The organism is Barnesiella viscericola DSM 18177 (assembly GCF_000512915.1).
GTDB classification, from domain to species: domain Bacteria; phylum Bacteroidota; class Bacteroidia; order Bacteroidales; family Barnesiellaceae; genus Barnesiella; species Barnesiella viscericola.
The window spans coordinates 2514117-2540000 of record NZ_CP007034.1 but is presented as its reverse complement, the minus strand read 5'-3'; the positions used below and the strand labels follow the sequence as shown (position 1 = coordinate 2540000).

The window sequence follows — 25884 nt, the reverse complement described above, 5'->3', positions numbered from 1 at the left end:
TATTTCCCGAGGCTGCACCTAAATGCATTTCGGGGAGTACGAGCTATCTCCAAGTTTGATTGGCCTTTCACTCCTACCCTCAGTTCATCCGTAAGCTTTTCAACGCTTATCAGTGCGGTCCTCCAGTTGGTGTTACCCAACCTTCAACCTGACCAAGGGTAGATCACTTGGTTTCGCGTCTACTGCTGATGACTGTACGCCTTGTTCGGACTTGCTTTCGCTTCGGCTCCGCGACTGAATCGCTTAACCTTGCCATCAACAGTAACTCGTAGGTTCATTATGCAAAAGGCACGCCGTCACGCTTGCGCGCTCCGACCGCTTGTAGGCGCATGGTTTCAGGGTCTTTTTCACTCCTCTGTTCGAGGTTCTTTTCACCTTTCCTTCACAGTACTGGTTCGCTATCGGTCTCTCGGGAGTATTTAGCCTTACGGGATGGTCCCCGCCGATTCGCCCCGGATTTCTCGTGTCCTGGGTTACTCAGGTGTCCATTCGGCTTCTGTCCGTTTTCGCTTACGGGGCTGTCACCCTCTACGGCTACGATTTCCATCGTATTCTGCTAACTTCCTTCCTTGCCTTTGTTATGGATCCTTCTACCCCGGCGCTGCCGTAACAGCGCCGGTTTGGGCTCTTCCGCGTTCGCTCGCCACTACTTGCGGAATCATTGTTATTTTCTTTTCCTGCGGGTACTTAGATGTTTCAGTTCCCCGCGTTGGCCTACCGCTTGGCGGTATGGTCATTGCTGACCGGGTTGCCCCATTCGGACATTTACGGGTCACGGGCTATTTGCGCCTCTCCGTAACTTTTCGCAGCTTATCACGTCCTTCGTCGCCTCCGAGAGCCTAGGCATCCTCCATGCGCCCTTTCTTACTTTCTTTCGGCCGACATTCATTGCTGATTGTCTGTCGTTTTGGGTTGATATGGGTTTGCTTCGTGCTCGTGTTCTCTTTTTTCCAACATGTCAAGGATCTTTCTAGTGGAGAATAACGGATTCGAACCGTTGACCCCCTGCTTGCAAAGCAGGTGCTCTAGCCAGCTGAGCTAATCCCCCGCTTTCTCTCGGCCTCTCTTCCGCTTGTCCTCGGTTCCCTTCTTTCCTCGGGGCCCTTCCTTGCGGCGGCTTCGGTGTAGTCCCAGGCAGATTTGAACTGCCGACCTCTACATTATCAGTGTAGCGCTCTAACCAACTGAGCTATAGGACTGTCTCAAATCGTGCCCTGGCGGGTGTCTCTTTGTTTCCTTTTTTTATATGAATGAAAAGAAGCAGTGCGTCAAGAGGCCGAACTTCTATCTGTCCTTTCGGCTCTTCCGGAATCTCTTCTCCAGAAAGGAGGTGTTCCAGCCGCACCTTCCGGTACGGCTACCTTGTTACGACTTAGCCCCAGTTACCGGTATTACCTTCGTACGCTCCTTGCGGTTGCATGCTTCAGGTACTCCCGGCTTCCATGGCTTGACGGGCGGTGTGTACAAGGCCCGGGAACGTATTCACCGCGCCATGGCTGATGCGCGATTACTAGCGAATCCAGCTTCATGGAGTCGAGTTGCAGACTCCAATCCGAACTGAGACAGGTTTTCGGGATTCGCGCGTCATTGCTGACTGGCTGCCTTCTGTACCTGCCATTGTAACACGTGTGTCGCCCCGGACGTAAGGGCCGTGCTGATTTGACGTCATCCCCACCTTCCTCACGGCTTGCGCCGGCAGTCTCGACAGAGTCCTCGGCTTGACCCGTTAGTAACTGTCAATAGGGGTTGCGCTCGTTATGGCACTTAAGCCGACACCTCACGGCACGAGCTGACGACAACCATGCAGCACCTCGCAGGCGACCATTGCTGGCTACGGGCTTTCACCCATATTCCCCCTGCGTTTGAGCCCGGGTAAGGTTCCTCGCGTATCATCGAATTAAACCACATGTTCCTCCGCTTGTGCGGGCCCCCGTCAATTCCTTTGAGTTTCACCGTTGCCGGCGTACTCCCCAGGTGGAATACTTAACGCTTTCGCTGTACCGCTTACATTATATCGCAAACAGTTAGTATTCATCGTTTACTGCGTGGACTACCAGGGTATCTAATCCTGTTCGATCCCCACGCTTTCGTGCCTCAGCGTCCGTTGCACCCTAGCAGGCTGCCTTCGCAATCGGGGTTCTGCGTGATATCTATGCATTTCACCGCTACACCACGCATTCCGCCTGCCTCTTGTGCACGCTAGCTCGTCAGTTTCAACGGCAGCTCCCGGGTTAAGCCCGGGCATTTCACCGCTGACTTGGCGTGCCGCCTACGCACCCTTTAAACCCAATAAATCCGGATAACGCTCGCATCCTCCGTATTACCGCGGCTGCTGGCACGGAGTTAGCCGATGCTTTTTCTTCGGATACTTGCAATACGCTACGCGTAGCGCACTTTACTCTCCGACAAAAGAAGTTTACAACCCGTAGGGCCGTCTTCCTTCACGCGACTTGGCTGGTTCAGTCTGCCGACCATTGACCAATATTCCTCACTGCTGCCTCCCGTAGGAGTTTGGACCGTGTCTCAGTTCCAATGTGGGGGACCTTCCTCTCAGAACCCCTATCCATCGTCGCTTTGGTGGGCCGTTACCCCGCCAACTGGCTAATGGACCGCATGCTCATCTGTAACCAAGATTGCTCTCTTTAGACATCTCCCCATGCGAAGATATGTCGTTATGGGGTATTAGGCCGGATTTCTCCGGGTTATCCCCCTGTTACAGGCAGATTGCATACGTGTTACTCACCCGTGCGCCGGTCGCCGCCAGATGTATTGCTACCTCCGCGCTGCCCCTCGACTTGCATGTGTTAGGCCTGTCGCTAGCGTTCATCCTGAGCCAGGATCAAACTCTTCGTTGTATATCTAGTTTTTTCTTTTTATACCTTCAAAGTGATTCCCGGCCGAAATTGACTTCGTTCTTTCTCTTGTACTACACTTGCTTCTTTTCAGTCTTGTCAATGAACTGTGCCCTTCGTTTTCCCTTCGGTCGAGCCGTTGTTCTTTCGAAAAGCGATGCAAAGGTACACTCTTTCTACCATTCCCTCCAAATTTTTTGGCAACTTTTTTATGCTATAAAACATACTTTTTTCTCAACTACCCTATTTCCACATACTTACAAACAAACTTTTTTTTTGAAAAAAATTCGTCCCTGCCACTTCAAGAGGCGACAGGGACGAAAATGGTTGTTTTATGGGATAGATTTGCTTATATCTTTTCACAAGGTAACCCGAAAGCTTCGGCTACGGCCGGGTAGACGATTTTGCCATCGACTACGTTCAAACCCTTATAGAGCGCTTCGTCTTCGGCGCAGGCTTTCTCCCACCCTTTATCGGCCAGCTTGATGGCGTAAGGCAGGGTGGCATTGGTCAAGACCAGGGTCGATGTAGAGGAGACGGCTCCGGGAATATTGGCCACGCAATAGTGCAGGATTCCGTCGACTTCGTAGACCGGGTCGGAGTGTGTGGTGGGGTGCGAGGTCTCGAAGCAGCCACCCTGGTCAATGGCAACATCGACCAGCACCGACCCCTTCTCCATCAGACCCAACATGTCGCGCGTAATCAGATGGGGTGCTTTGGCGCCGGGAATGAGAACCGCCCCGATGACAAGATCGGTCGTGGGGAGCTCGGCCCGGATATTAAATTCGGAGGAGTAGAGGGTCTTGATATTGGCGGGACGCACCTCGTCGATATAGCGCAGACGAGCCAGCGAGAGATCGGTGATGGTCACGTCGGCTCCCATACCGGCAGCCACACAGGCTGCGGCATAGCCTACGACTCCGCCTCCGATTACCAGTACCTTGGCCGGCTTCACGCCGGGGACACCCCCCATCAACTTGCCCTTGCCTCCCTGGGGACGCTCCAAGAAGCGGGCGCCCTCCTGGGTTGCCATTCGACCGGCTACCTCGGACATGGGTATGAGCAACGGCAAGCTATGGTCTTTCAGCTCGACTGTCTCATAGGCCAAACAGGTGGCACCACTGGCCAGCATGGCATCGGTGAGCTTGCGATCGCATGCGAAATGGAAATAGGTAAACAACAACTGCCCTTTGCGAATGAGGGGATACTCGGGTTCGATAGGTTCCTTGACCTTGACAATCATCTCGGCCTTGGCATAGACGTCGGCGATGGTGGGCAAGATGTGGGCACCCACCCGCTCGTAGTGTTCGTCGGGGAACCCGCTGTTTGCGCCAGCATCTTTCTGCACATACACCGTATGACCTCTCCGCACCAGTTCATTGACTCCGGCAGGTGTCATACCCACTCGATTCTCGTTGTTCTTGATTTCTTTGGGGATTCCTACAATCATAGTTTAAGATTTATAAGATTAGATTAATTCGGTTGAAAGATAAGAAAATTATTTGTCAAATCGCTATTCCAAGGCCGATTTTTCACGAAAAAAGCGGGGAACGTGTAACAAAATGTACACTCTCCCCGCTTATAAGTATTTTTCCCGGGACAAACCGACGGGTCAGAAGTTGAATTTCTCCTGCTTCATCTCGGCCATAGCATGCATACGCCCTACATATTCCACGAAATGAGGGGTCTGTTCGTGAGTATGCAAAGCCTCGGCATCTTTCCAAGTCTCGCAAATCATCAGCACATCGCCCCGCGTGGCGCTTTCGAAAATATCGTAAGCCACACACCCGACCTCTTTCAACGAGTACTCGGTCAGTTTTTAGCCACTTCGAGAAATTCGGCGCGATGAGCCTCGTCGACTCTGACAAATACATTTAGTCTAACCATCGTTTTTCTATTTCTACAAGGTTCATGAAACCACCCGACAACATCCCTTAGAAAGGCAGGTCGTCGGTCGACGAGGGTGCCAGATCGGGAGCAGCCGGAGCCGGCGGGAATGGAGGTATATCGTTGGGCATAGGCGGCATATCGGGCACAGCCTGGGCAGCCGGAGCCGACTTCTCGATTTTCCAGGCACGCACATCGGTATACCAACGGCCGTTGAATTCACGACTTTCGAGGTCGAAACTCACCGTCACGTCATCGCCGATGGCAGCCGGATACTGGTCGACCTTATCACCAAAAAGATTGAAACATACCTTGCGGGGATATTGTTCCTCGGTTTCCAATACATACTCTTGTTTCTTCCACGGGTTACCGGCCTTCGATACACCTTCCTGCAACGGCAACACGTGAATGATTCTTCCTTTGATTTCCATACTGAGTGTTCAAAATTATTTGGCAACAAATATACGCAAAGTCGAAAACAAAAAGCCCAACTCGTCTGAGATTTTTGTAAAAACGACAGTTATATCCCTCAGACACAACGACAAGGAATCAGCACCCGGTTAAACGAAAAGCCGAAGGCTTCATATTCAGAAGGTTATACCTCCCCTCCGCAACAGCAGAAAGCAAAGCATTCCCCCGACCGGCACACCGGCAACCCGGGGAATATGACACACTGCGCAAAATCCTGTCCCGACCGCATTTGGCAAAAGGAGTTTTTAACTAAACACCTTAATTTTATAACAAAGCTATTCCCTCGTAATTGGAAAAATCGCATTATCTTTGCAATTTGAGATTTTACACATTAAACAGATGAAAGAAAAGCAATTGATTGAAACTATTGTAGAAGGCATTCAAGAAAAAAAGGGAAAGAAAATCACTACCGTAGATCTCTCGGACATCGAATCGGCCGCCGCGTCATACTTTGTCATTTGCGAAGGACAGTCGACCACGCAGGTAGCGGCTATTGCCGACAGTGTGAGGGAATACGTGCAACAACATACCGGCATCAAACCTTTCGGATACGACGGCTACCAGAACAGCCAATGGATCATTATCGACTATGGCAGCATATTGGCCCACATCTTCCTGCCCGAATACCGAAACTATTACAAGCTCGAACAATTGTGGAATGATGCCAAATTGGCAGAGATTCCTGATGTGGAATAATTTTTGACACTCCATTTGTACATTATATAATTAAAATATGGGAAACAACAACATGTCTCCATTGGGGCCCAAGAAGAAAAAAATCCGGTTCAACCTGTACTGGATGTATGCGCTTATCGCCTTGCTTCTGTTCGGCCTTTACTACGCCAACGACCCTTCGATGAGCAAGGAGGTGAACTGGTCGGAATTTGAAAAGATTGCCAAAGAGGGCGGCATCACGCAAGTCACCGTCTTTGCCAAGAAAGATTATGTCGAAGCTCAACTGAACGACAGCACGGCCAAAGCTGTTTTCAAGACCGATAAAATCAACGGGAAACCCATTATCTACACCAACATACCGTCGGGCGACAGCTTTGCTACCACGCTCGACACGTGGGTAAAGGACTATGGTTTCAATGCCGAGGTCAACTACGAAAACAGCAGCGACCTGACCAACATCTTGTGGACCTTCGGGCCCATTATCTTCTTTATTATCTTCTGGATTTATCTGGCCCGCCGTATGACTAACCAGGGCGGCGGTGGCGGCGGCGTGTTCAACGTGGGCAAGGCCAAAGCTCAGCTTTTCGACAAGGACGGCGCCGTGAAGGTAACCTTCGACGATGTGGCCGGACTTTCGGAGGCCAAACAGGAGGTCGAAGAGATTGTAGAGTTCCTGAAAAACCCCGGCCGATACACCGAGCTGGGTGGCAAGATACCCAAAGGAGCCCTGCTGGTAGGCCCTCCGGGAACAGGTAAAACCCTGTTGGCAAAGGCCGTGGCCGGTGAAGCCAACGTACCGTTCTTCTCGCTGTCGGGTTCCGACTTTGTCGAGATGTTCGTGGGTGTGGGCGCCTCGCGTGTGCGCGACCTCTTCCGCCAGGCCAAGGAGAAGGCACCCTGTATCGTATTCATCGACGAAATCGATGCCGTGGGCCGGGCCCGTGGCAAGAACCCCAACATGGGGTCCAACGACGAGCGGGAGAACACCCTTAACCAGTTGCTCACCGAGATGGACGGATTCGGGTCGAACAGCGGTGTCATCATTCTTGCCGCGACCAACCGGGCCGATATTCTGGACAAGGCACTGCTGCGTGCCGGCCGTTTCGACCGTCAGATCTATGTAGAGCTGCCCGAGCTGAACTACCGTAAAGCCATCTTCAAGGTACACCTGCGCAACGTGAAAATCGACGACTCGGTCGATGTAGACCTGTTGGCCCGCCAGACTCCGGGATTCTCGGGAGCCGACATCGCCAACGTCTGCAACGAAGCCGCCCTTATCGCCGCCCGCAAAAACAAGAAGAGCGTACAGCGGCAAGATTTCATGGACGCCGTCGACCGCATCGTGGGTGGTTTGGAGAAGCGTTCGAAAATCACCACTCAGGAGGAAAAACGCTCTATCGCCGTACACGAAGCCGGCCACGCCTCGATCAGCTGGCTGCTGCAATATGCCAACCCCCTGATCAAGGTAACCATCGTGCCACGCGGTCGCGCCTTGGGTGCCGCCTGGTATCTGCCCGAAGAGCGGCAAATCACTACCCGGGAGCAGATGCTCGACGAGATGTGTGCCACGCTGGGCGGACGGGCAGCCGAAGAGGTATTCCTCGGACGCATCTCGACCGGTGCTTCGAACGACCTGGAACGGGTAACCAAACAGGCCTACGCCATGGTGGTCTACTTCGGCATGAGCGAGAAGCTGCCCAACCTCTCCTACTACGACTCCACGGGACAAGAGTATGGATTTACCAAACCTTACAGCGAGGAGACGGCCAAACTCATCGACAAGGAGGTGAGCCAAATCGTCAACGAGCAATACGAACGCGCCAAATCGATTCTGCGCGAGCACGCCGAAAAGCATGCCAAACTGGCCGAGGTCTTGATTACCCGCGAGGTAATCTTTGCCGAAGACGTGGAACAGATATTCGGCAAACGGCCGTGGATATCGCGCACCGAAGAGATTCTGCAAGACGAAGAGGCTGCCAAGAAAGAGGAAGAGGCCGAAAAGGACAAGGAGGAGAAGCCCGGAAGCACCGCAACCGCGGGCGAAGAGAAATCGCAACAAGCGGCCGACAGTGCCACCTCCGCTCCCCAGCCCCAAGCCGAGGAAAAGAAAGAAAATGAGAAAGATAATCCCGAGAGCGGTCAATAAGCCCCTGCGACCGACCGCCTCAGGAGTGACACATAAAGAGATACCGGCATCGTCCGGTATCTCTTTTTTATGAACCGTATGCCAAAAAGAGGGCTGAAAAGAGCCGGCCATTTAGGGATAATATCTATATTTGTAGCATATATGCGAGGAGGTATCAGCAGATAGGAGACCCGATGTTTCTCGACCACACTTCCCGCACTGTTTTTTTATTATCGATTTATCAAAAATAAAAGATCGTGAAAAATTTATTGACCCGAACCTTTACCGGGATTCTCTTTATCATCATCATCACAGCAGCTGTTCTATCGGGTGCCTATGCCTTTCTATGTATCTTTGGGCTCATTGCCCTGCTCGGCTATGTCGAGTTTCTCAACCTGACCCGATTCGGGCGTCCCTTCGACCAGGTCCTTTTCGTAATCGATCTGGCAGGAGCCTGTGCCCTGTTTCTATCGACATTCACCTTCTCGGGACAATTCACCGAGTCGTTGCACTGGGCATCGATTCTCACCTACCTCATCTATCTGGTAGCCCGTCCCATCATTCAGCTCTACGTCTCGCCCGACAAGTCGCCCATCGCCGGTTGGGCTTACAGCATACTGGGACAAGTGTATATTGTATTGCCCCTTTCCCTGTTGGGCGTATGGGGCTACAACACCGAATACCAACTGCTCTACGGTCACCCCGAATACCTGCTGATGGCCCTGTTCGCCTTCATCTGGATCAACGACACCGGAGCTTATATCGTGGGCTGCACGCTGGGACGACACCGACTTTTCGAGCGCATCTCGCCCAAGAAATCGTGGGAGGGATTTTTCGGCGGACTGGTTTTCTGCATCATTCTCGCCGCCTGTCTCAACTACATAATCCCCGGTCTGCTGACGACTACCCAATGGATTATCATGGGCATACTCACCTCGGTGTTCTCGACCTGGGGTGACTTGTGCGAATCACTGCTCAAACGCACGGCCGGCGTGAAGGACTCGGGCCGACTGCTGCCCGGGCACGGAGGTATTCTCGACCGTTTCGACAGCGAACTGCTGGCCTCGCCCGTCATATTCATCTACTTGACCCTCGTTTTATAAATACCGATGCTTGCATCGCTGTCTTTTTTCCACTAACTTTGTAATCAACAATTACACAACACACCTATGAGCGACCAACGTTACAACCTGCGCGGCGTGTCGGCATCGAAAGAAGATGTGCACAACGCCATCAAGAATATCGACAAGGGTATCTTTCCCAAGGCCTTCTGCAAAATTATCCCCGACATTCTGGGCGGCGACCCCGAATACTGCAACATCATGCACGCCGACGGAGCCGGGACCAAATCGTCGCTGGCCTACATGTACTGGCGCGAAACGGGCGACCTGAGTGTGTGGAGAGGCATCGCACAAGATGCTCTCATCATGAACATCGACGACCTGCTCTGCGTAGGAGCTACCGACAACATACTCGTGTCGTCGACCATCGGCCGCAACAAACTGCTGGTACCGGGCGAGGTTATCTCGGCCATCATCAACGGTACCGAAGAGCTGCTGGCCGAACTGCGAGCTCTGGGTGTGAACGCTTACAGCACGGGCGGCGAAACGGCCGACGTGGGCGACCTGGTGCGAACGATTATCGTCGACAGCACCGTGACTTGCCGCATGAAACGGAAAGATGTCGTATCGAACGAACATATCCGCCCCGGCGACGTCATCGTGGGACTATCGTCCTACGGAAAAGCCTCGTATGAAAAAGAGTACAACGGCGGTATGGGCAGCAACGGGCTCACCTCGGCCCGTCACGACGTATTTGCCAAATACCTCGCCGACAAATACCCCGAGAGCTACGACAACGCCGTACCCGACGAACTGGTCTATTCGGGACAGTTGAAACTGACCGACCAGATTGCCGAACTGGGTATCGACGCCGGTAAACTGGTACTCTCGCCCACCCGTACCTATGCCCCCGTCATCAAGCGGCTGCTCGACGAGATGCGTCCGCGCGTACACGGCATGGTTCACTGCTCGGGTGGTGCACAGACCAAGGTCATGCACTTTGTCGAGAACATGCGGGTCGTCAAGAACAACCTCTTCCCCATTCCCCCGCTGTTCCGCATCATACAGGAGCAATCGGGAACCGACTGGCACGAGATGTACAAAGTCTTCAACATGGGGCACCGCATGGAAATCTACGTCGATGCAGCCGATGCCCAGCGCGTAATCGACATCAGCCGTTCGTTCGACATCGATGCCCGCATCATCGGCTACACCCAAGCAGCCGACCACAATGAGCTCATCATCGAATCGGACAAAGGCCGGTTTGAATACCAATAAGGAATCGTCTCACCCACATAAACCAAAATGCCATGTTAATCATAGGAATAGCCGGTGGAACCGGGTCGGGTAAAACCACCGTCGTGCGAAAAATCATCGAGAGCCTGCCTCCCGGACAAACGGCCGTTATTCCACAAGACTCCTATTACTGGGACAGCAGCAATGTACCGGTAGAGGAACGCCAGAACATCAACTTCGACGAACCGGCGGCCATCGACTTCGACCTGCTGGTGAAACACCTCAAAGAGTTAAAGGCGGGACGCCCTATCGAACAACCCATCTACTCGTTCCTCACCTGCACCCGCTCGAAAGAGACGATAACTGTCGAACCCCGCGACATCGTCATTGTCGAGGGTATCCTCATTCTCTGCAACGAAGAGTTGCGCAACATGATGGACATGAAGGTGTTTGTCGACGCCGATGCCGACGACCGCCTTATCAGAGTCATCAAACGCGACATCATCGAACGGGGCCGCACCGTCGAGATGGTAATCGAGCGCTACCAGCGGGTACTCAAACCCATGCACCTGCAACACATCGAACCGACCAAACGCTATGCCGACATCATTATCCCGCAAGGAGGCCATAACTCGGTCGCCATCGAAATCATGACCAACTTCATCTCTCACAAGCTCAAAGGTTAGCCTATGCCGAGGACCCTGTCCCGCTGGATATACACGCTCCTCACCCTCCTGCTTGTCACCGCCTGCGGAGGGAACAAACAGCACACCTCAGAAGATGTGCCCAACGATTTCGACTCCATCTGCGAGCGGGGTGAACTGCGGGTCCTCACCCTGTACAGCTCGACCTCCTACTTCCTCTACCGGGGTGAAGAGATGGGTTATGAATACGAACGCATCAAACAGTTTGCCGACCACTACAACCTGAAAACAACCGTCATCGTCGCCGACAACATCAAGCACCTCACCGAGATGCTGGAACGGGGCGAGGGCGACATTATCGCCTACGAACTGCCCATCATCGGCGATGCCAAGAACGAGTGGCTCTACTGCGGCGCCGAGAACATCACCCACCAGGTGCTTATCCAGCCCCGCATGCGCAAGAGCGAAATGGTGAACGACGTGGTCGACCTCATCGGGAAAGACATCTACGTCGAGGCCGGTTCGAAATACGAAGAGCGCATCAACAACCTCAACAACGAGCTGGGCGGCGGTATACGCATACACCACATCGACAAGGACTCCGTCGTCACCGAAGAGCTCATCGAGATGGTATCGACCGGCGAGATTCCCTACACCCTGGCCGACAACAACCTGGCCCAGTTGAACCGCACCTACTACAACAACATCGACATTCACCTGCAAGTGAGCTTCCCCCAACGGGCCTCCTGGGCCGTGAGGAAGAGCTCGCCCGCCCTGGCCCACGCCGTCGACCAATGGGTCAAGGAGAACCAGAAGTCCGACTCCTACCGCAGCATCTCACGCCGCTATTTCGAGCTGAGCAAGTCGTTCCCCACCTCGGCCGTATTGTCGGTGTCGAAAGGACAGATCTCCATCTACGACCACCTGTTCAAGAAATATGCCCGAGAAATCGACTGGGACTGGCGCATTCTCGCCGCCCAAGCCTACAACGAGTCGCACTTCGACACTCTGGCCGTATCGTGGGCCGGCGCCCGGGGCCTCATGCAGCTGATGCCCCGCACGGCTCAGGCTTTCGGGGTATCGCCTCAGGAGGTGACCAACCCCGAGAAGAACCTCAGCGCCGCCGTCAAAAGTATCCAGTCGCTCAACAAAAGCCTCTCGGCCATACAGGACAAGAGCGAGCGGCTCAAATTTATCCTGGCCGCCTACAACGCCGGGCTGGGTCACGTGCTCGACGCCATGGCCCTGGCCGAAAAATATGGCAAGAATCCCTATGTGTGGGACGACAACGTGAGCGAATACATCTTGTTGAAAAGCAACCCCGAGTATTTCAACGACGAGGTGTGCAAATTCGGCTATTTCAAGGGACGCCAGACCGTAGCCTACGTACACGAAGTGCTGCGCTACTACAAAATATATCAAGAAAAAATCCCTTTATAAAAACTATTTTACGCAAAAAGTTTTATCTTTGTGTAGAAGTATAATCAATCGCCGGACCGCATGTCCCTGTTTGGCCGCCATGCTGTCCTCTTTTTCAACCAGCTAAACTTATACACGACTATAATTCTAACTAAAAATTTAAAACGATGAAAAAGAACAAACTGACCATGGCTCTGGCCATCACCTTAGCAGCAACGCTCTGCTTCTCATCTTGTATCGGATCTTTCAAACTGACCAACAAGGTTCTCAGCTGGAACGAAAATATCAGCAACAAATTTGTCAACGAACTTGTATTTATCGCATTCCATATCATTCCCGTGTATGAGTTGACCGTCGCTGCCGACGCCATCATTCTCAACTCCATCGAATTCTGGAGCGGCGAAAACATCATAGCCAAATCGTCGACCAAAGAGGTAAAAGGCGAAAATGGCGACATCTATCTGGTAAAGACCGACAAAGACGGGTACACGATTACCAATACAGCCGACAATTCAACGATCGGCTTCGTATTCGACAGCAACGACAACTCCTGGTCGGTATCGGCCAACGGTGAGACCACCAAATTCATGACCTTCATCGACGAGAACCATGTACAACTGCCGGGTGTCGACGGCAACAACGTTGTGGTCGAGCTCTCTCAGGCCGGTGTCATGGCTTACCAAGAGGCTGCACAATACAGCAATCTCAATCTGGCCTTGAAATAAAATCCGAAGATAACCTTATAAAAAAGGGAGGCAATCGCCTCCCTTTTTTTGTACCCGCCAAACCGACAGGCAGATAAAAAAAGTGCGGGGACTCGCCCCCCGCGCCATATAGCTTCATTACTCGGCAGCCACCTTTTCCAAGATGAGTACCAGGTGATTCCAGAACTTCTCCACGGCCGGGATATGCATCATCTCGTCGGGCGAGTGTACCCCCCGCAAGGTAGGCCCGAACGAAATCATATCGAGTTGGGGATACTTCGTCAGGAACAGACCGCATTCGAGGCCGGCGTGGATAGCCTTGATGGCCGGCGTCTGTTGATACAACTCTTCGTAGGCAGCCACAGCCACATCTTTGATGTGCGAGTGCATGTTGGGTTTCCAACCGGGATAACCGTCACCGTGTGTAGGCTCGGCCCCGGCCAGGCGGAAGAGACACTCTACCTGATAGGCAATATCGTATTTCTCCGACTCAACCGAACTGCGTTGGCTCGTGGCCACCACAATCTTGCCCGGCTCGGTCATCTTCACCGAAGCCAGGTTGGTTGAGGTCTCGACCAGCCCTTCGATATCGTGACTCATGGCCATCACCCCGTGAGGAGCAGCATAGAGTGCACTGATCAACGAGCGGGCCACACGGTCCTCAATCATAAACTCGGGCGTATCGGCCGTAGTCACGTCGACCGTCACTTGCGGGTCTACCCCACTCAACTCGGCAGCCACATCGGCCGCAAAGTGGTTCACCTCGGCACGGATAGCCTCCTTATCCTCGGGATTCACGGCAATCACCGCCATCGCCTCGCGCGGTATGGCATTGCGCAGATTACCGCCGTCGATGGCACACAGGTGCATCTCATGACGCTGCATGCACAACCACAGGAAACGGGCCAGCAACTTGTTGGCATTGCCACGGCCCAAATTAATGTCACTACCCGAGTGACCGCCCAACAGGTTCTTCACCTCGACACGCAAGTAGAATTTACCGGCCGGAAGCGGCTCCTGCCGATAGGTAAAAGTCGAGGTAGTGTCGATACCACCGGCACAACCGATAAAGATCTCGGCCTCGTCCTCCGAATCGAGGTTCAGCAGATACTTGCCGTCAATCGTCCCGGCTTCGAGCCCGAAGGCTCCGGTCAAACCGGTCTCCTCATCAACGGTAAAGAGGGCCTGTACACGACCATGTTTCAGATCCTTGTCGGCCAGTACCGCCAAAGCAGCCGCCATACCGATACCGTTATCGGCACCCAGCGTCGTACCCCGAGCCTTCACCCACTCGCCATCGACATAAGCATCGATGGGGTCGTTCTCGAAATCGTGTTTCACGTTGCCGTTCTTCTCGCACACCATATCCATGTGAGCCTGCAAGATAACGGTAGGTGCCCCTTCGCACCCGGGCACGGCCTCTTTGGTAATCACCACATTGCCTGTGGCATCGACCTTGGCGGCCAAGTTCTGTTCCCGGGCAAAAGCCAACAGGAACTCACGAATGCGCCCCTCTTTCTTAGAAGGACGGGGAACTTTGGTAATGGCATCAAAATAGTGCCAAATCAACGAAGGTTTCAGATCTTTAATCTCCATATCTTTCTATTTTAGTAACAATTTGCTCTTTGCTAAACTTTCTATATCCGAAGAAATTTATGTTAAATTTCTCGATTTTACCGATTTCGTCGTCAAAATAATTCCATTCTTCGACCAAATTCACATTTTCCTTTTCTATCTTTGCACAGCAAAGCGACCCCGTAAGGCATACACAACCAAGCGGTTTGTTTCGCCCCGAGCGGAGGCTCTTTGTTTGGATAGACAAATATAGTGAAAGGCGAGTGCAAAGACAAACGGAAAACGAAGTTTTCAAATTGGACTTGGCCGAGCCGAATCCTATATAATCCAAATATAGGGAAAGGCAAGAGCAGAGACAAATGGAAACCGAGTTTTCAATTTTGGATTGGCCGAGCCGAATCCTATATTATCCAAATAGGATAAAGGCGAGAGCAAGGATAAATGAAAAACACAATTTTCATTTTTTGACAGAGTCGAGCCGATTCCTATATAATCTAAAAGGAAAGTGAAATGTGGAAGATTCTACTTTTTACCGCAGGATTTCTTGTACTGGCAGTCGCTCTTTTGGGCGTGAGAGTTTTCTTTGTCAAGGGCGGCCGGTTCCCCAGCCCGCACATCAGTGACAACCAGTATCTGCGCAAAAAAGGTATCTCCTGTGCCGTTTCGACCGATGCCCAGGAGAGGAAGGAGAAACTTAGATAACGATATAAATTTTAGACTGATAAATAACATGAAGACTTTTACCCTTGCAATCCGAACAGTAACTGTGGTTGCCTTATCTTTCTTAATGGTTCAATGCGGCAATAAACAAAACGCGACCAATCAATCTTCAAACAGCGCTACATCGACGACCTCTTTCGAGGGGAAATTGCCCATCGCCTACATCAACGTAGACTCTTTGCTCTCCAAATACAACTACGCCAAAGATCTCAACGAAAAGATGATCAACAAACAGGAGAACGCCCGCGCCTCGATCAACGAGAAAGCTCGTCAGTTGAAAAAAGAGCAGGACGATTTCCAACGCAAATACCAAAACAACGCCTTCCTTTCGCCCGAAAGAGCTCAACAGGAATACCAACGTCTCGAAAAGAAGGCTGCCGACCTGCAAGAGTATGCCCAACGTCTCGACAACGAGAACATGCTCGAGCAACAAAAGATGCTCATGCAAATGAACGACTCGATCAATACCTTTATCAAAGAGTATAATCAAGAGAAAAAATACGAGGCCATCTTCAACAACGCCAGCACGCTCTACATCAACCCCGCCTACGACATTACCAACGAAGTGGTCGAGCTGCTGAACAAGCGCTACGATGCCGCCAAGAAATAACAGACAATCCTATTTCATTTATAAACCAGAAACCTGTTGCTCGTCACGAGTCAACAGGTTTTTCTTTTCCTCCCTTTCCCATTTTCCGGGAATAATAATCATAGTCTTCCTTCGTCGGCATAGCTGAAATAACCCTCCTCACCTACGATAATGTGATCGAGCACCGCAATATCGAAGAGAGCTGCGGCCGACTTGATTTTGCCGGTCACCCGATCGTCGGCCGTGCTTGGCGACAGGTTGTTCGACGGGTGATTGTGACACAGAATCAGTGCCGAGGCCAACTGTTGCAAGGCCGAGCGCATAACCAGTTTCACATCGACCACCGTCGCCGACGTGCCTCCCTGACTCACCCGCAACGTATCGATTACCCGATTGGCCCGGTTGAGCAGCAACACCCAGAACTCCTCGTGAGGCAAATCAATCATCTGTCCACGCAAAAGATTGTAGACATCGGCACTGCCCACTATCTCGGGACGCCGGGGCAACTCCTCGTCCCGGCGCCGGCGACCGATCTCCAAAGCAGCCATAATCGTGATAGCCTTCGCCTCACCTATCCCTTTGAAGGGTTTCACCAAATCGTCGATTCCATATTTACCCAGGTTGTTCAGGCTGTTACCCGCCGAGTTGAGAATGCGTTGCGAGAGCTCCACCGCAGTCTCGTCGACATTGCCCGACCCGATAAGAATCGCCAACAACTCGGCATTGCTCAACGCCCTGATGCCATGCAACATCATCTTCTCGCGCGGACGGTCCTCGACGGCCCACTCGGTAATGGTCAACTTCTCCCGCTTCCGTTCCATGGTTACTTTCCTTTACGTAAACGCACCTCTTCGGCCTCGTCGCGGCCACGCCCCAACACCACCTTCAAGAAAAAGGCTTTCAAGAAACCCACGCCGTAGCCTCCCAGCTGTATCACGCTGGCAGCCACCGACAGCACGGCAATTTTGAGTCGCCGGTTCATGCACCACGAAACCACAAAAACGGCCAACAGATAGAGGGCCAGCGGCAAAATGGCCGGCCACCAGAAAAACGAGCCTATAATCATTGCCAGCGACCCTACCACAAAACAGGCGGGAAGCCAATGGACGAGCTTCAACGTATCGGGGTAGAGCAGATAGAGCGAGATGCGCGACATGCCGAAGATGTAAATCTGCCGAAGAAACAACCGCAGGTTGACCCGCCGCTTGTGATAGACAAAGGCGTCGCGAATGAGAGCAATCGAGAATCCGGCCTGACGAATGCGGGTACTCATGTCGATGTCCTCGCTGAACATCTCGCGGAATCCTCCCACCCGCTCATAGACCTCGCGCGAGAATCCCATGTTGAAGGTGCGGGGCGTAAACTTCTCAAGCTGCACCTTTCCCCCGCGAATGCCTCCCGTCGTGAGAAACGAAGTCATCGAGTAGTTGATGGCCTTCTGCACGTCGGTAAAGGAGTCGTGTGCGGCATCGGGACCACCGAAACAATCGGTATAATGCCGGTTCAGAGCCTTGCTCAGTACCTCGAAATAGCGTTCGGGAATCACGCAATCGGAGTCGAAGAAAATGAAATAGCGACCCGAAGCCCGCTCCATTCCATAGTTGCGGGCAATGCTGCGCCCCTCGTTCTCCTTGTAATAATAGTGTATATCCAGCGCGTCGGCATAACGTTCGACAGCCTCGGCACAACGCACGGTCGAACCGTCCTCTACCAAGATAACCTCAAAATCCTTGCTGGTCTGTTGCGACAGACTTTTAAGAAGGTCGTTCACTTCGTCGGGCCGATTGTACACCGGCACTATAATCGAGAAATAGGGCATAACAATAATATTCTGTTTTTACAAATATAGTGAAAGGCGAAAGCAAAGACAAACGGAAAACAAAGTTTTCAAGTTGGGCTTGGCCGAGCCGAATCCTATATTATCCAAATATAGCGAAAGGCGAGTGCAAAGACAAACAGAAAACAAAGTTTTCAAACTCCGGTTTCCATAATCGAGAGGAGACTTACAGCCTCTACTGGACCCCACGTCGCAGCACGGGGTGACATTCGGTCATACCGCACCTCGATGCGGTATCCAATAAAATATGGCGAAAGGCTCGGACAAGAAACCTTTACTATTCCAATATACATTCTAATTCAATACAGTGGCCAAGCACAAAGCCAAATACAAGGCAGCAAAAAAAGAGCGAGACCCGTTTACACAAGTCCCGCTGTATATCAGGAAATTGAAAAGCCGTCTTATTATTTGGCACGTTCGATATAGGAACCGTCGCGCGTATCGACTACAATCATTTCGCCCGTCTCGATGAAGAGAGGTACACGCACCGTGGCACCCGTCTCGACCGTAGCCGGTTTGGTAGTATTGGTAGCCGTATCGCCTTTGAGACCCGGCTCGGTGTAGGTAACTTCGAGCTGTACCTTTACCGGCAGTTCGGCAAAGAGAACGGTATCGGTCGAAGCATCGGAAACCACCTCGACAACCATGCCTTCTTTCAGGAAATCCACACCCGTGATGAGTTCTTTATTGATAATGATATCGTCCCAAGTCTCTTGGTTGAGGAAATGATAGTGATCGCCCTCGTTGTAGGAATATTGGTAAGGACGACGCTCCACACGCACGTCTTCCAGTTTTTCACCGATGTTGAAGCGGCGTTCAAGCACACGACCCGATACCACATCTTTGAGTTTGGTACGCATAATCGTATTTCCCTTACCCGGTTTCACATGCAGAAATTCAACACAGAAATAGAGCTTTCCGTCCAAACGGATACAGGTTCCGTTTTTAATGTCTTGCGAGTTAATCATATTTATCTTATTATTGTGATTATATTATTCTTTGTCTCTGAACTTTCGGCGTACAAAAGTAAACTAAATCAATAAAATCTCAAAAAGAAATCTTCCAAAAATAGGTAATCTCTTGGTTTATTAAAAAAAAGTATCTATTTTTGCAGTCCGAAAAAAGGAATAATAACGATAAAAATATAACGGCAATGAAAAGAACATTTCAACCTTCGAACAGAAAAAGAATTAACAAACACGGATTCCGTCTGAGAATGTCTACGGCAAACGGTCGTCGCGTACTGGCCAGCCGTCGTGCAAAAGGCCGCGCCAAATTGACGGTTTCGGACGAAAGACATCCTTTCTAAAAAAATTATCCGACATATAAAACGGGGCTGTATCCTTTCGATACAGCCCCGTTTTATGTTTCTATTCTCTGGAATCGTTTCCCCGGGAGCCCTCCCCCTAAAACAGGATATTGGCCGAGGCTCCCCAGGTGAGTGCATGAATCGCGCTGTTACCCGATCGGGACTCCGATATACCCAACTCTTGCGACGGCGACAGGGTGAACGAGGTCGAGGTCGAGGTATAGTCGCAGAAGAAACGGGCCCCAAAATGACTCTTCAACATATACCCTATCGAGACGCCGGCGCTCCACACAAAGTTGTCGCGACCGAAGGTGATACCTTCACACCCCAACGTCCGAGAAGGAATGTAGTTGTAACCGGCCAAAGCCTTGCAACCTACCGACCACCGGCTTGTACAGGGATACTGGGCATAAGCCCCGGCCATGGCCCGACCCTCGTCTATGGGTTCGAGAGCGGCATCGGGGCGGGTATTGAGCGACACGGGAATGTTCGAGACCGTAGCCATACCACCGCAACCGATGTAACGATTGAAGAAATAGGCCCCCTCCACACCGATGCGACTACCGATACCGGTGTTCAGTTTCATGCCGTCGGCCAGAGCTATACTCCCCAATCCCGAAGAGAAACCCATATAGAGTCCTACAAACGAAGGCTTCTCCAACAGCGGGTAATCGGTGGGCGACTCGAAGTTCAACCCTTTATCCTTAAATATCAGGTCGGCCAGATAGTAACCCAACTCGGTCGAGAGGATACCGATACCGGCACCGGCCAGCACGTCCGACACCCAATGGCGGTTGTTCAACTGACGACTTACCCCCGTCACCGCAGCTACCGTAAAGGCCGAGATGCTGTACCAGGGACTGCGATCGCCATACTCCTTGTGCATCATCATGGCAGTCATAAAGGCCGTGGCCGTATGCCCCGAAGGGAACGACTTGTAATTGCTGCCATCGGGCCGCTGCACATGGGCCGTATATTTGATGGTGTTGACCACCGTAGCCATGATGGCGGCCGAGAAGGCATCGGAGACCAGCATGCGGCCCCACGAACTGCGGCTCTCCACACCGAATCCTTTCAATCCCAGCATCACCACGGCCGGTGCATATTGCAGGTAGTCGTCATATTTATATTTGAACTCGGGCACATAGTCGTTGCGCAACTGACGGAATCGCTCCCGTCCCGGTATCGTGGCCACACCGGCCACCACCAGCGGCACTCCTACATAGGTCATTTGAAAACCTTTCGAGGAGGTAAACTTGTCGACCTTGCGGTTGAACCGCTGCCACGAGGTGAGCGGCCGCAAATCGGCAATCGAGTCGGTGGCGACAGACGACACAAGAGGAGCTGCCGCCCGACAAGGGAAAGTCGAAACGAGCAGCAAAACCGCCATGAAGAGTAGTGTGATGTTTTTCATCTTGTCAAGCTATTAGCATAATTATAAAGACCGTTGCAAAGTTCGGCCTTTTATCCGGCATATCCAAACGCCGCACCGGGCTATTCACTCGACCGGCACAATCTTGCCCAGAGCAAGATACCAAATGAAGCCCGACACCCGGGCATAGCCCATCTCGCCGACAAGTTCCATATAGGTGCGCACCTGCTTTTTGTAGGCCGGTCGCTCCACCGAGCCGAACTTGTAGTCGATGACGACTACCCCGTCGGGCGTCTCGACCACCCGGTCGGGGCGATAGAAAGAGCCGTCGGCCTGCAAAATTTCCCGCTCGGCCCACACCTTTGTTCCCGGCAGGAACCACGGCTTCACCCGTTCGTCGGCGAGCCACAACCGCAAGCGGTCAAGCGTATCGGCCGCCTCGGCCTCCGACAGTTCGCCGGTCTGTACAAACCCGGCCACCGTATCGTCGAGCCGGTCGAGCGTATCGACCCCGCTCAATATGCGGTGCATGAGGGTACCGTAGGCCCGGTCGTGCCCTTCGCCAAATACCCCCTTACCCTGCAAGCGCAAGTGCAGCCGGGTGCCCGGATCGATCGATCGGTATTCACCCGAAAGCACGATGGGAGCCGACACCTCGGTCGACTGCTTCGGGGCAGGACGCCAGTCACTCCCCTCCTCATAGTGCAAATCGCCGCCGTCGCCCTCATCGGGGAAAAGTATCACGTCCAGCAGAGCCGATATGCTGCCCACACTCTCCCGTTTGGTGCGGTTTTTCAAGGCCGGGGCGAAGATGTGCAACTCCTCCTCGGCCCGGGTAAAGGCCACATAGGCCACATTGAGGTTATCGATATAGGCGTGCATTTTCTCGTCGAAATACTCGGTGGCGTAGTAGGTCTGCGCCAACCGGCTGCTGTATCGAAGCGGCAATACCGGTATTTGCGAGAAGGGTTCGCCCTGCGTGCGGCACCAGATAAAGTTGGTTTTGTCGGTACGGTGGTCGAGCTTCCAGTTGCAGAAGGGGATAATTACCACCTTGAATTCCAGCCCCTTCGACTTGTGAATGGTCATCACCCGCATGGCATCTTGCTCTTGCGGCGTGGTAACCGAGAGTTTGTCTTCGTTGTCGTCCCACCAGGCCAGGAACGAGGCCAGGTCGGCCGTGTGGGTGCGACAATAGTCCAGCACATAATCCTGGAATGCCTGTACGTAGACGCGCTCGCCCCGGTCGTTCTCCCGGCGGGAGAAGCGGGCGATGATGCGCTCGCACATCTCGAACAGCGGCTCCTGGCGCACACTCTCGACAAATTGCAGGAAATCGTCGTCGAGATGCTGCCCGATGTTTTCTCGGTTTTCAAAGTAAGAGAGCACGGCCGCCTCATCGTCGGTATCGGCCGATTTCAACCGGTTATACTCATAGACGGCCATCACCCGGTTCAGCTCGACCGACGGGTCTTGAATGTAGCGGAGTATCCCCACCAGCAACCCGATGAGCGGCGAGTTCTTGATGAGCAGCGACTCGCTCGAGATGACGTCGAAGCGGTAGCGCGGGTCGTCGTTCTCGTCGTTCAGACGCAGCAGCAGGTCGACCAGAAGCGTTCCCTCGCGAGCCGTGCGGGTGAGGAAGGTAATATCGCCGGGCGAATACCCCCGGTCTTGCAGGTCGCGCAACAGGTCGGGAATGCGCGACAGAGCCTCATTGCAAAAGTCGTCGCGGGTATCGGCCTCCCACAGGGTCACTTCGACCCGGCCGCCCCGTTCCCGGTTCGAGGCACTCACCTGCTGCCCAATGTCGGCATAGGCCTTGCGCACCTTCACCTCGAAACCGTTGTCGACCAATGCCGACTCGGCAACCTCGCGCTCCAACTCCTGTTGCAACCGTTCGGCCGCCTCGCCGAAGATGCGGTTGTTGAACTCCACCACCCGGGCGCAGCTGCGGTAGTTCGTATCCATCGACCGCTCGCTGTATTGCGACGGGCGGAAACGCGACTGCACCCCCTCGTTCAACAGCGACCAGTCGGAGTTGCGCCACCGGTAGATACTCTGCTTCACATCGCCCACAATCAGGTCGGTGTGGTCGTGGCTGAGGCTCTCGCCGATAAGCGGAGCAAAGTTGCCCCACTGCAAATTGGAGGTGTCCTGGAACTCGTCGATCATAAAGTGGTTGACCCGTGTGCCTATCTTCTCGTAGATAAAGGGCGCGTCGTTTTCGTTGATCACCTCGTTGAGAATCCCGGCCGTATCGGAGAGCAGCAACACATTGTGCTCGCGCTCATACTCCTCGATGCGACGGTCTATGTCGACCAATATGCCCAGGGCATAGATGTATTTGGCACTCTGCACGGCGGTATTGTAGCGGGTATAGGGCTCCCCGAAACTGGCCACGATCTCGCGCATGACCGGGTTAAGCTCGGCATAGAGGGTGTCGAAGCACGCGGGGCGGTCGCTCTTCCCGAACCAGTTGTCGCCGTTATCGACATTGCCGGTGAAGGTCGGGGTGGGCGGGTCGTATCGACCGTCGGCCAGCTTCCCGAAATAGAGTGCCCACGAGCGGCTCTTCCCCTTGAAGCGGTCTACCGGCACCCCGTGCCGCTCGATAATCGCCCGGGCCGTCTCGCCCAGTTGCCGCACGAGCGACTCAAAGTCGCTCTTCACCCGGCGCATCTCCCGCAGGTAGCGGTCGAGCACCGTCTTATCCTTGATTTGGGAGAGTATCGATGAACGGTACAGTTTGTAGTTCTCCTTCGACAGCTCCCCGGCCAGCTCGCGCAAGTCGTCCTTGCGTTCGCTGCGGCTCCCCAGGCTCCACCAGTTGCCCGACTCGATGCGCTCCTCGGCATAGTGTACCAACCAGCTGAGCAGCCCCTTCTGGTCGTCGTCCGAGAGGTCGGAATACATGCGGTCGATGGCCGAAGCCGTCACGAATTCGTTGTCCATCTCGACCTCGAAGCTACCCTGTAACCCCACCTCGCGGGTGAAATTGCGCAGCACCTGCTGGAAAAAGCGGTCTATCGTACTGATGTTGAAATAGGAAAAGTCGTGCAACAACACATACAACGTCTCGGCAGCCGTGGCCCGCACCTGCTCCCGGCCACACCCGAAGAGCCGCTCCAACTCGCCGATGTAGGGCGATCGGTCGGTATCGTGGGCCAACAGGTCGAGTTGCGAGACGATGCGGTGCTTCATCTCCTCGGTCGCCTTGTTGGTAAAGGTCACCGCCAAGATGCGCCGGTGTGCCGAATCGCTCTTGCGGTAAATGCGGTAATGCCCCTCCTCATCGCGATACCCCAACAACAACTTGATGTATTCGAGCGTGAGGGTATAGGTCTTGCCCGAGCCTGCCGAAGCCTTGTAGATGTATAGCATAGCCTATCAGATTATGCGGGCCCGGTAGCCCTCGGCCAACAAAATATCCAACACTTTCTGACGGAAATCGCCCTGAATCAAAATCTCGCCCTCCTTGTCCGAGCCGCCCACGCCGCACTTGGTCTTCAACTTCTTGGCCAGCGTGTGCAGGTCGTCGGCCGTTCCCACGAAGCCGGTCACGAGAGTGACCGATTTCCCGTTGCGGTTGCGCTTGTCGAGTGAGATGCGCAGTTGCTGCCGGGCCGGTTCGAGCGTCTCGGGCTCCACCTCCTCGTCCTTTTCAAACTGGAAATCGGGGTTTGTCGAATAGACAATATTCAGTCGATCTTTCCAATCGTTATCCTTTTTCATTTCTGTCAATTTACTTACCGATAAGTTCTGTTACAAATATACAGGAATTCGCGAAACTATGGCAATAAATGGGGAATAAAGTAATATGTTGAGAGTTAGGAGAGATCGGCATTGTTCGTCCGAAGGGTGCTTTCGGCGGAAAATTCGGTTTTTGGAAGGGTTAGGAGATTGAATCGCTACCTATCCGTTGCCTTTTTCCTGTCCGGAATTCCGGTCTTGAAGACGGTTTTGCCGATGGATGATTATCCCTGTCTTATGCCATAGAACCCGCTTGTCAGGCATCTTTGCTACTGCAAATTTAGCGATTTTTCCCGGCAATGCGAAGAAATATAGGCTCCGGGATGGCATCTGTGATTCCTATTCGTGGTTCCGCTACGTTTTGCATACCTACAAATGACTCTATATCAGTTAATTTTGCAAACAAAGAATAGAGTTATGAAAAAGAGCGGATTAAAGGTTTCGTTCTACCTTAAAAAGAGCGAGATATCGGAAGACGGCCTGTGCCCGGTGATGGGGCGCATAAATGTCGGCAGATACTCCGAGGCGGCTTTCAGCGCGAAGCTCTCGGCATCGCCGAAGGCATGGATGCTCGGCCGTGCCACGGGCAAGAGCGCCGCGTCGAGGGAAATCAACCGCCAGCTTGACGAAATCAGGGCAAGCGCACTTTCCGTCTATCAGGAACTGTCGGCTGTCCGCATGGGCGTGACTGCCGATGATGTGAAGTGCCAGATACAGGGCATGGCTTTCGGACAGGAGACACTGATGGGATATTTCAGCACGTTCATAGAGAATTTCTCAAAGCGTGTCGGCGTGAACCGGGTCCATGCCACTTTGAAATCCTACCATTACACATACAAATGCCTGGCAACATTTCTGGAAACGGAATATAAGTTGTCCGACATTCCGTTTACGGCTATCGACCGTTCCTTCATAGACAAGTATGACATCTACCTGCGTACACAGCGCCGACTCGCTATATCCTCCGTGAAATTCCATACCACACGGTTGAAGATGATAGTGTCGGAGGCTATCACCGACGGCATAATAACCGCAGATCCTTTTGCCGGATACGAGGCGGAGAAGCCACAGCGTGAGCAGAAGTTCCTTACTTCGGAGGAACTCCACCGGATTATGACGACACCGCTTCATGACAGCCGTCTGTACCATGTCCGCGACCTCTTCCTGTTCTCCTGCTATACAGGCATTCCATACGGCGATATGTGTCTTCTGACTGAGGATAATCTTGAAACTGCCGAGGACGGTACGGTTTGGATAAAATCCTCGCGCAAAAAGACGAAGATGGAATATGAGATACCGTTGCTTGAGTTGCCGTTGAGGATTATCAAGAAATACCGTGGAATGGCACCTGAAGGGAAACTTCTGCCGATGTACAGCAACTCCACCCTGAACACATATTTGAAAAGGATTGCCAAGATATGCGGCATAGAGCGCAGACTGGTCTATCACTGCGGGCGTCATACCTACGCCACCGAAATCACGCTGGCGCACGGTGTGCCGCTTGAGACCGTCAGCCGTATGCTGGGACATAACCGGATTACCACGACGCAGATCTACGCGAAAGTGACCGATGACAAAATCGGCACAGACACACAGAACCTTGACAGCCGGATAGCGTCACGCTTCACTGTCGCCATTTAATAAACTAAAACTCA

At 52.9% G+C, this 25884-nt stretch carries 20 protein-coding genes, 2 tRNA genes, 2 rRNA genes and 1 pseudogene (1 of these 25 cut by a window edge); 11 read left to right on the top strand and 14 right to left on the bottom strand.

The genetic code is table 11. The features are described from left to right. From BARVI_RS10530 to BARVI_RS10500, 7 genes and pseudogenes are all read right to left on the bottom strand, one after another. Positions 1–874 (bottom strand): 23S ribosomal RNA (locus tag BARVI_RS10530); it reaches 1995 nt to the left of the window's first position. A gap of 100 nt (positions 875–974) precedes the next feature. Beyond that, positions 975–1048: transfer RNA gene (locus BARVI_RS10525), tRNA-Ala, on the bottom strand. A gap of 77 nt (positions 1049–1125) precedes the next feature. Then, positions 1126–1199 (bottom strand) — tRNA-Ile (locus BARVI_RS10520). Positions 1200–1323: 124 nt separating this feature from the next. Beyond that, a 16S ribosomal RNA gene (locus tag BARVI_RS10515) occupies positions 1324–2855 on the bottom strand. Together the 16S and 23S rRNA genes with 2 tRNA genes alongside form the textbook arrangement of a ribosomal RNA operon. 346 nt (positions 2856–3201) lie before the next feature. Continuing rightward, positions 3202–4302 (bottom strand): alanine dehydrogenase, encoded by a 1101-nt coding sequence (gene ald, locus BARVI_RS10510; protein ID WP_025279209.1) that lies wholly within the window; start codon positions 4300–4302, stop codon positions 3202–3204. A gap of 162 nt (positions 4303–4464) precedes the next feature. Then, positions 4465–4739: pseudogene (locus BARVI_RS10505) on the bottom strand (putative quinol monooxygenase). A 47-nt stretch (positions 4740–4786) separates the two neighbouring features. Beyond that, complete coding sequence (locus BARVI_RS10500) at positions 4787–5170, bottom strand: DUF3127 domain-containing protein (RefSeq protein ID WP_025279208.1); 384 nt, start codon at positions 5168–5170, stop codon at positions 4787–4789. A 379-nt stretch (positions 5171–5549) separates the two neighbouring features. Here BARVI_RS10500 and rsfS point away from each other — a divergent pair, with 379 nt between their 5' ends. The 7 genes from rsfS to BARVI_RS10465 all read left to right on the top strand — a co-directional run bounded on the left by rsfS (position 5550) and on the right by BARVI_RS10465 (position 13095). Further along, positions 5550–5906: a ribosome silencing factor gene (gene rsfS / locus BARVI_RS10495; protein WP_025279207.1), complete on the top strand. Its 357-nt coding sequence runs from the start codon at positions 5550–5552 to the stop codon at positions 5904–5906. Positions 5907–5943: 37 nt separating this feature from the next. After that, positions 5944–8031: an ATP-dependent zinc metalloprotease FtsH gene (ftsH, locus tag BARVI_RS10490; RefSeq protein ID WP_025279206.1), complete on the top strand. Its 2088-nt coding sequence runs from the start codon at positions 5944–5946 to the stop codon at positions 8029–8031. Between the two features lie 236 nt (positions 8032–8267). Continuing rightward, positions 8268–9113, top strand: a complete 846-nt coding sequence (locus BARVI_RS10485; RefSeq protein ID WP_025279205.1) for a phosphatidate cytidylyltransferase — start codon at positions 8268–8270, stop codon at positions 9111–9113. A 66-nt stretch (positions 9114–9179) separates the two neighbouring features. Next, positions 9180–10349 carry an AIR synthase related protein gene (locus BARVI_RS10480; RefSeq protein WP_025279204.1) on the top strand — a complete coding sequence of 390 codons (1170 nt, stop codon included), beginning with the start codon at positions 9180–9182 and terminating at the stop codon, positions 10347–10349. A 32-nt stretch (positions 10350–10381) separates the two neighbouring features. Continuing rightward, entirely contained in the window at positions 10382–10993 is a 612-nt protein-coding gene (gene udk / locus BARVI_RS10475) for a uridine kinase (protein WP_025279203.1), read from the top strand. A 3-nt stretch (positions 10994–10996) separates the two neighbouring features. Beyond that, positions 10997–12391: an MltF family protein gene (locus BARVI_RS10470; protein WP_025279202.1), complete on the top strand. Its 1395-nt coding sequence runs from the start codon at positions 10997–10999 to the stop codon at positions 12389–12391. A 146-nt stretch (positions 12392–12537) separates the two neighbouring features. Beyond that, on the top strand, positions 12538–13095 hold the full coding sequence (locus BARVI_RS10465) for a DUF3332 domain-containing protein (RefSeq protein ID WP_025279201.1): 558 nt from the start codon (positions 12538–12540) through the stop codon (positions 13093–13095). A 117-nt stretch (positions 13096–13212) separates the two neighbouring features. On the opposite strand, the gene BARVI_RS10460 is transcribed toward BARVI_RS10465, so the two are convergent. Then, positions 13213–14670: an aminoacyl-histidine dipeptidase gene (locus tag BARVI_RS10460; RefSeq protein WP_025279200.1), complete on the bottom strand. Its 1458-nt coding sequence runs from the start codon at positions 14668–14670 to the stop codon at positions 13213–13215. 489 nt (positions 14671–15159) lie between these two features. On the opposite strand from BARVI_RS10460, the gene BARVI_RS13210 reads away from it, so the two are divergent. Further along, positions 15160–15351: a hypothetical protein gene (locus BARVI_RS13210; protein WP_084547048.1), complete on the top strand. Its 192-nt coding sequence runs from the start codon at positions 15160–15162 to the stop codon at positions 15349–15351. A gap of 64 nt (positions 15352–15415) precedes the next feature. Next, positions 15416–15979 carry an OmpH family outer membrane protein gene (locus tag BARVI_RS10450; RefSeq protein ID WP_232213978.1) on the top strand — a complete coding sequence of 188 codons (564 nt, stop codon included), beginning with the start codon at positions 15416–15418 and terminating at the stop codon, positions 15977–15979. Between the two features lie 98 nt (positions 15980–16077). Here BARVI_RS10450 and radC read toward each other — a convergent pair whose 3' ends face one another. The 3 genes from radC to efp all read right to left on the bottom strand — a co-directional run bounded on the left by radC (position 16078) and on the right by efp (position 18763). Next, complete coding sequence (gene radC / locus BARVI_RS10445) at positions 16078–16779, bottom strand: RadC family protein (RefSeq protein ID WP_025279197.1); 702 nt, start codon at positions 16777–16779, stop codon at positions 16078–16080. A gap of 2 nt (positions 16780–16781) precedes the next feature. Further along, positions 16782–17777: a glycosyltransferase gene (locus BARVI_RS10440; protein ID WP_025279196.1), complete on the bottom strand. Its 996-nt coding sequence runs from the start codon at positions 17775–17777 to the stop codon at positions 16782–16784. Positions 17778–18199: 422 nt separating this feature from the next. Then, a complete protein-coding gene (gene efp, locus BARVI_RS10435) occupies positions 18200–18763 on the bottom strand; it encodes an elongation factor P (RefSeq protein ID WP_025279195.1) in 564 nt (187 codons plus the stop codon). 185 nt (positions 18764–18948) lie between these two features. Between efp and rpmH the strand changes: the two genes are divergently transcribed. Further along, positions 18949–19104, top strand: a complete 156-nt coding sequence (rpmH, locus tag BARVI_RS13205; protein WP_008862477.1) for a 50S ribosomal protein L34 — start codon at positions 18949–18951, stop codon at positions 19102–19104. Between the two features lie 97 nt (positions 19105–19201). Here rpmH and BARVI_RS10430 read toward each other — a convergent pair whose 3' ends face one another. From BARVI_RS10430 to BARVI_RS10420, 3 genes are all read right to left on the bottom strand, one after another. Then, positions 19202–20518 (bottom strand): phosphatase PAP2 family protein, encoded by a 1317-nt coding sequence (locus BARVI_RS10430; RefSeq protein WP_025279194.1) that lies wholly within the window; start codon positions 20516–20518, stop codon positions 19202–19204. Positions 20519–20602: 84 nt separating this feature from the next. Next, positions 20603–23860 (bottom strand): UvrD-helicase domain-containing protein, encoded by a 3258-nt coding sequence (locus BARVI_RS10425; RefSeq protein WP_025279193.1) that lies wholly within the window; start codon positions 23858–23860, stop codon positions 20603–20605. Positions 23861–23866: 6 nt separating this feature from the next. Next, positions 23867–24211: a translation initiation factor gene (locus BARVI_RS10420; protein WP_025279192.1), complete on the bottom strand. Its 345-nt coding sequence runs from the start codon at positions 24209–24211 to the stop codon at positions 23867–23869. A 435-nt stretch (positions 24212–24646) separates the two neighbouring features. Here BARVI_RS10420 and BARVI_RS10415 point away from each other — a divergent pair, with 435 nt between their 5' ends. Then, positions 24647–25870: a site-specific integrase gene (locus tag BARVI_RS10415; protein ID WP_025279191.1), complete on the top strand. Its 1224-nt coding sequence runs from the start codon at positions 24647–24649 to the stop codon at positions 25868–25870. The last annotated feature ends 14 nt before the right edge of the window (positions 25871–25884 follow it).

Coding starts and splice junctions, on each gene's coding strand:
- ald (WP_025279209.1), bottom strand. CDS start 4,302: ATGATTGTAGGAATCCCCAAAGAAATCAAGAACAACGAGAATCGAGTG.
- BARVI_RS10500 (WP_025279208.1), bottom strand. CDS start 5,170: ATGGAAATCAAAGGAAGAATCATTCACGTGTTGCCGTTGCAGGAAGGT.
- rsfS (WP_025279207.1), top strand. CDS start 5,550: ATGAAAGAAAAGCAATTGATTGAAACTATTGTAGAAGGCATTCAAGAA.
- ftsH (WP_025279206.1), top strand. CDS start 5,944: ATGGGAAACAACAACATGTCTCCATTGGGGCCCAAGAAGAAAAAAATC.
- BARVI_RS10480 (WP_025279204.1), top strand. CDS start 9,180: ATGAGCGACCAACGTTACAACCTGCGCGGCGTGTCGGCATCGAAAGAA.
- udk (WP_025279203.1), top strand. CDS start 10,382: ATGTTAATCATAGGAATAGCCGGTGGAACCGGGTCGGGTAAAACCACC.
- BARVI_RS10470 (WP_025279202.1), top strand. CDS start 10,997: ATGCCGAGGACCCTGTCCCGCTGGATATACACGCTCCTCACCCTCCTG.
- BARVI_RS10465 (WP_025279201.1), top strand. CDS start 12,538: ATGAAAAAGAACAAACTGACCATGGCTCTGGCCATCACCTTAGCAGCA.
- BARVI_RS10460 (WP_025279200.1), bottom strand. CDS start 14,670: ATGGAGATTAAAGATCTGAAACCTTCGTTGATTTGGCACTATTTTGAT.
- BARVI_RS13210 (WP_084547048.1), top strand. CDS start 15,160: ATGTGGAAGATTCTACTTTTTACCGCAGGATTTCTTGTACTGGCAGTC.
- radC (WP_025279197.1), bottom strand. CDS start 16,779: ATGGAACGGAAGCGGGAGAAGTTGACCATTACCGAGTGGGCCGTCGAG.
- BARVI_RS10440 (WP_025279196.1), bottom strand. CDS start 17,777: ATGCCCTATTTCTCGATTATAGTGCCGGTGTACAATCGGCCCGACGAA.
- efp (WP_025279195.1), bottom strand. CDS start 18,763: ATGATTAACTCGCAAGACATTAAAAACGGAACCTGTATCCGTTTGGAC.
- rpmH (WP_008862477.1), top strand. CDS start 18,949: ATGAAAAGAACATTTCAACCTTCGAACAGAAAAAGAATTAACAAACAC.
- BARVI_RS10430 (WP_025279194.1), bottom strand. CDS start 20,518: ATGAAAAACATCACACTACTCTTCATGGCGGTTTTGCTGCTCGTTTCG.
- BARVI_RS10425 (WP_025279193.1), bottom strand. CDS start 23,860: ATGCTATACATCTACAAGGCTTCGGCAGGCTCGGGCAAGACCTATACC.
- BARVI_RS10420 (WP_025279192.1), bottom strand. CDS start 24,211: ATGAAAAAGGATAACGATTGGAAAGATCGACTGAATATTGTCTATTCG.
- BARVI_RS10415 (WP_025279191.1), top strand. CDS start 24,647: ATGAAAAAGAGCGGATTAAAGGTTTCGTTCTACCTTAAAAAGAGCGAG.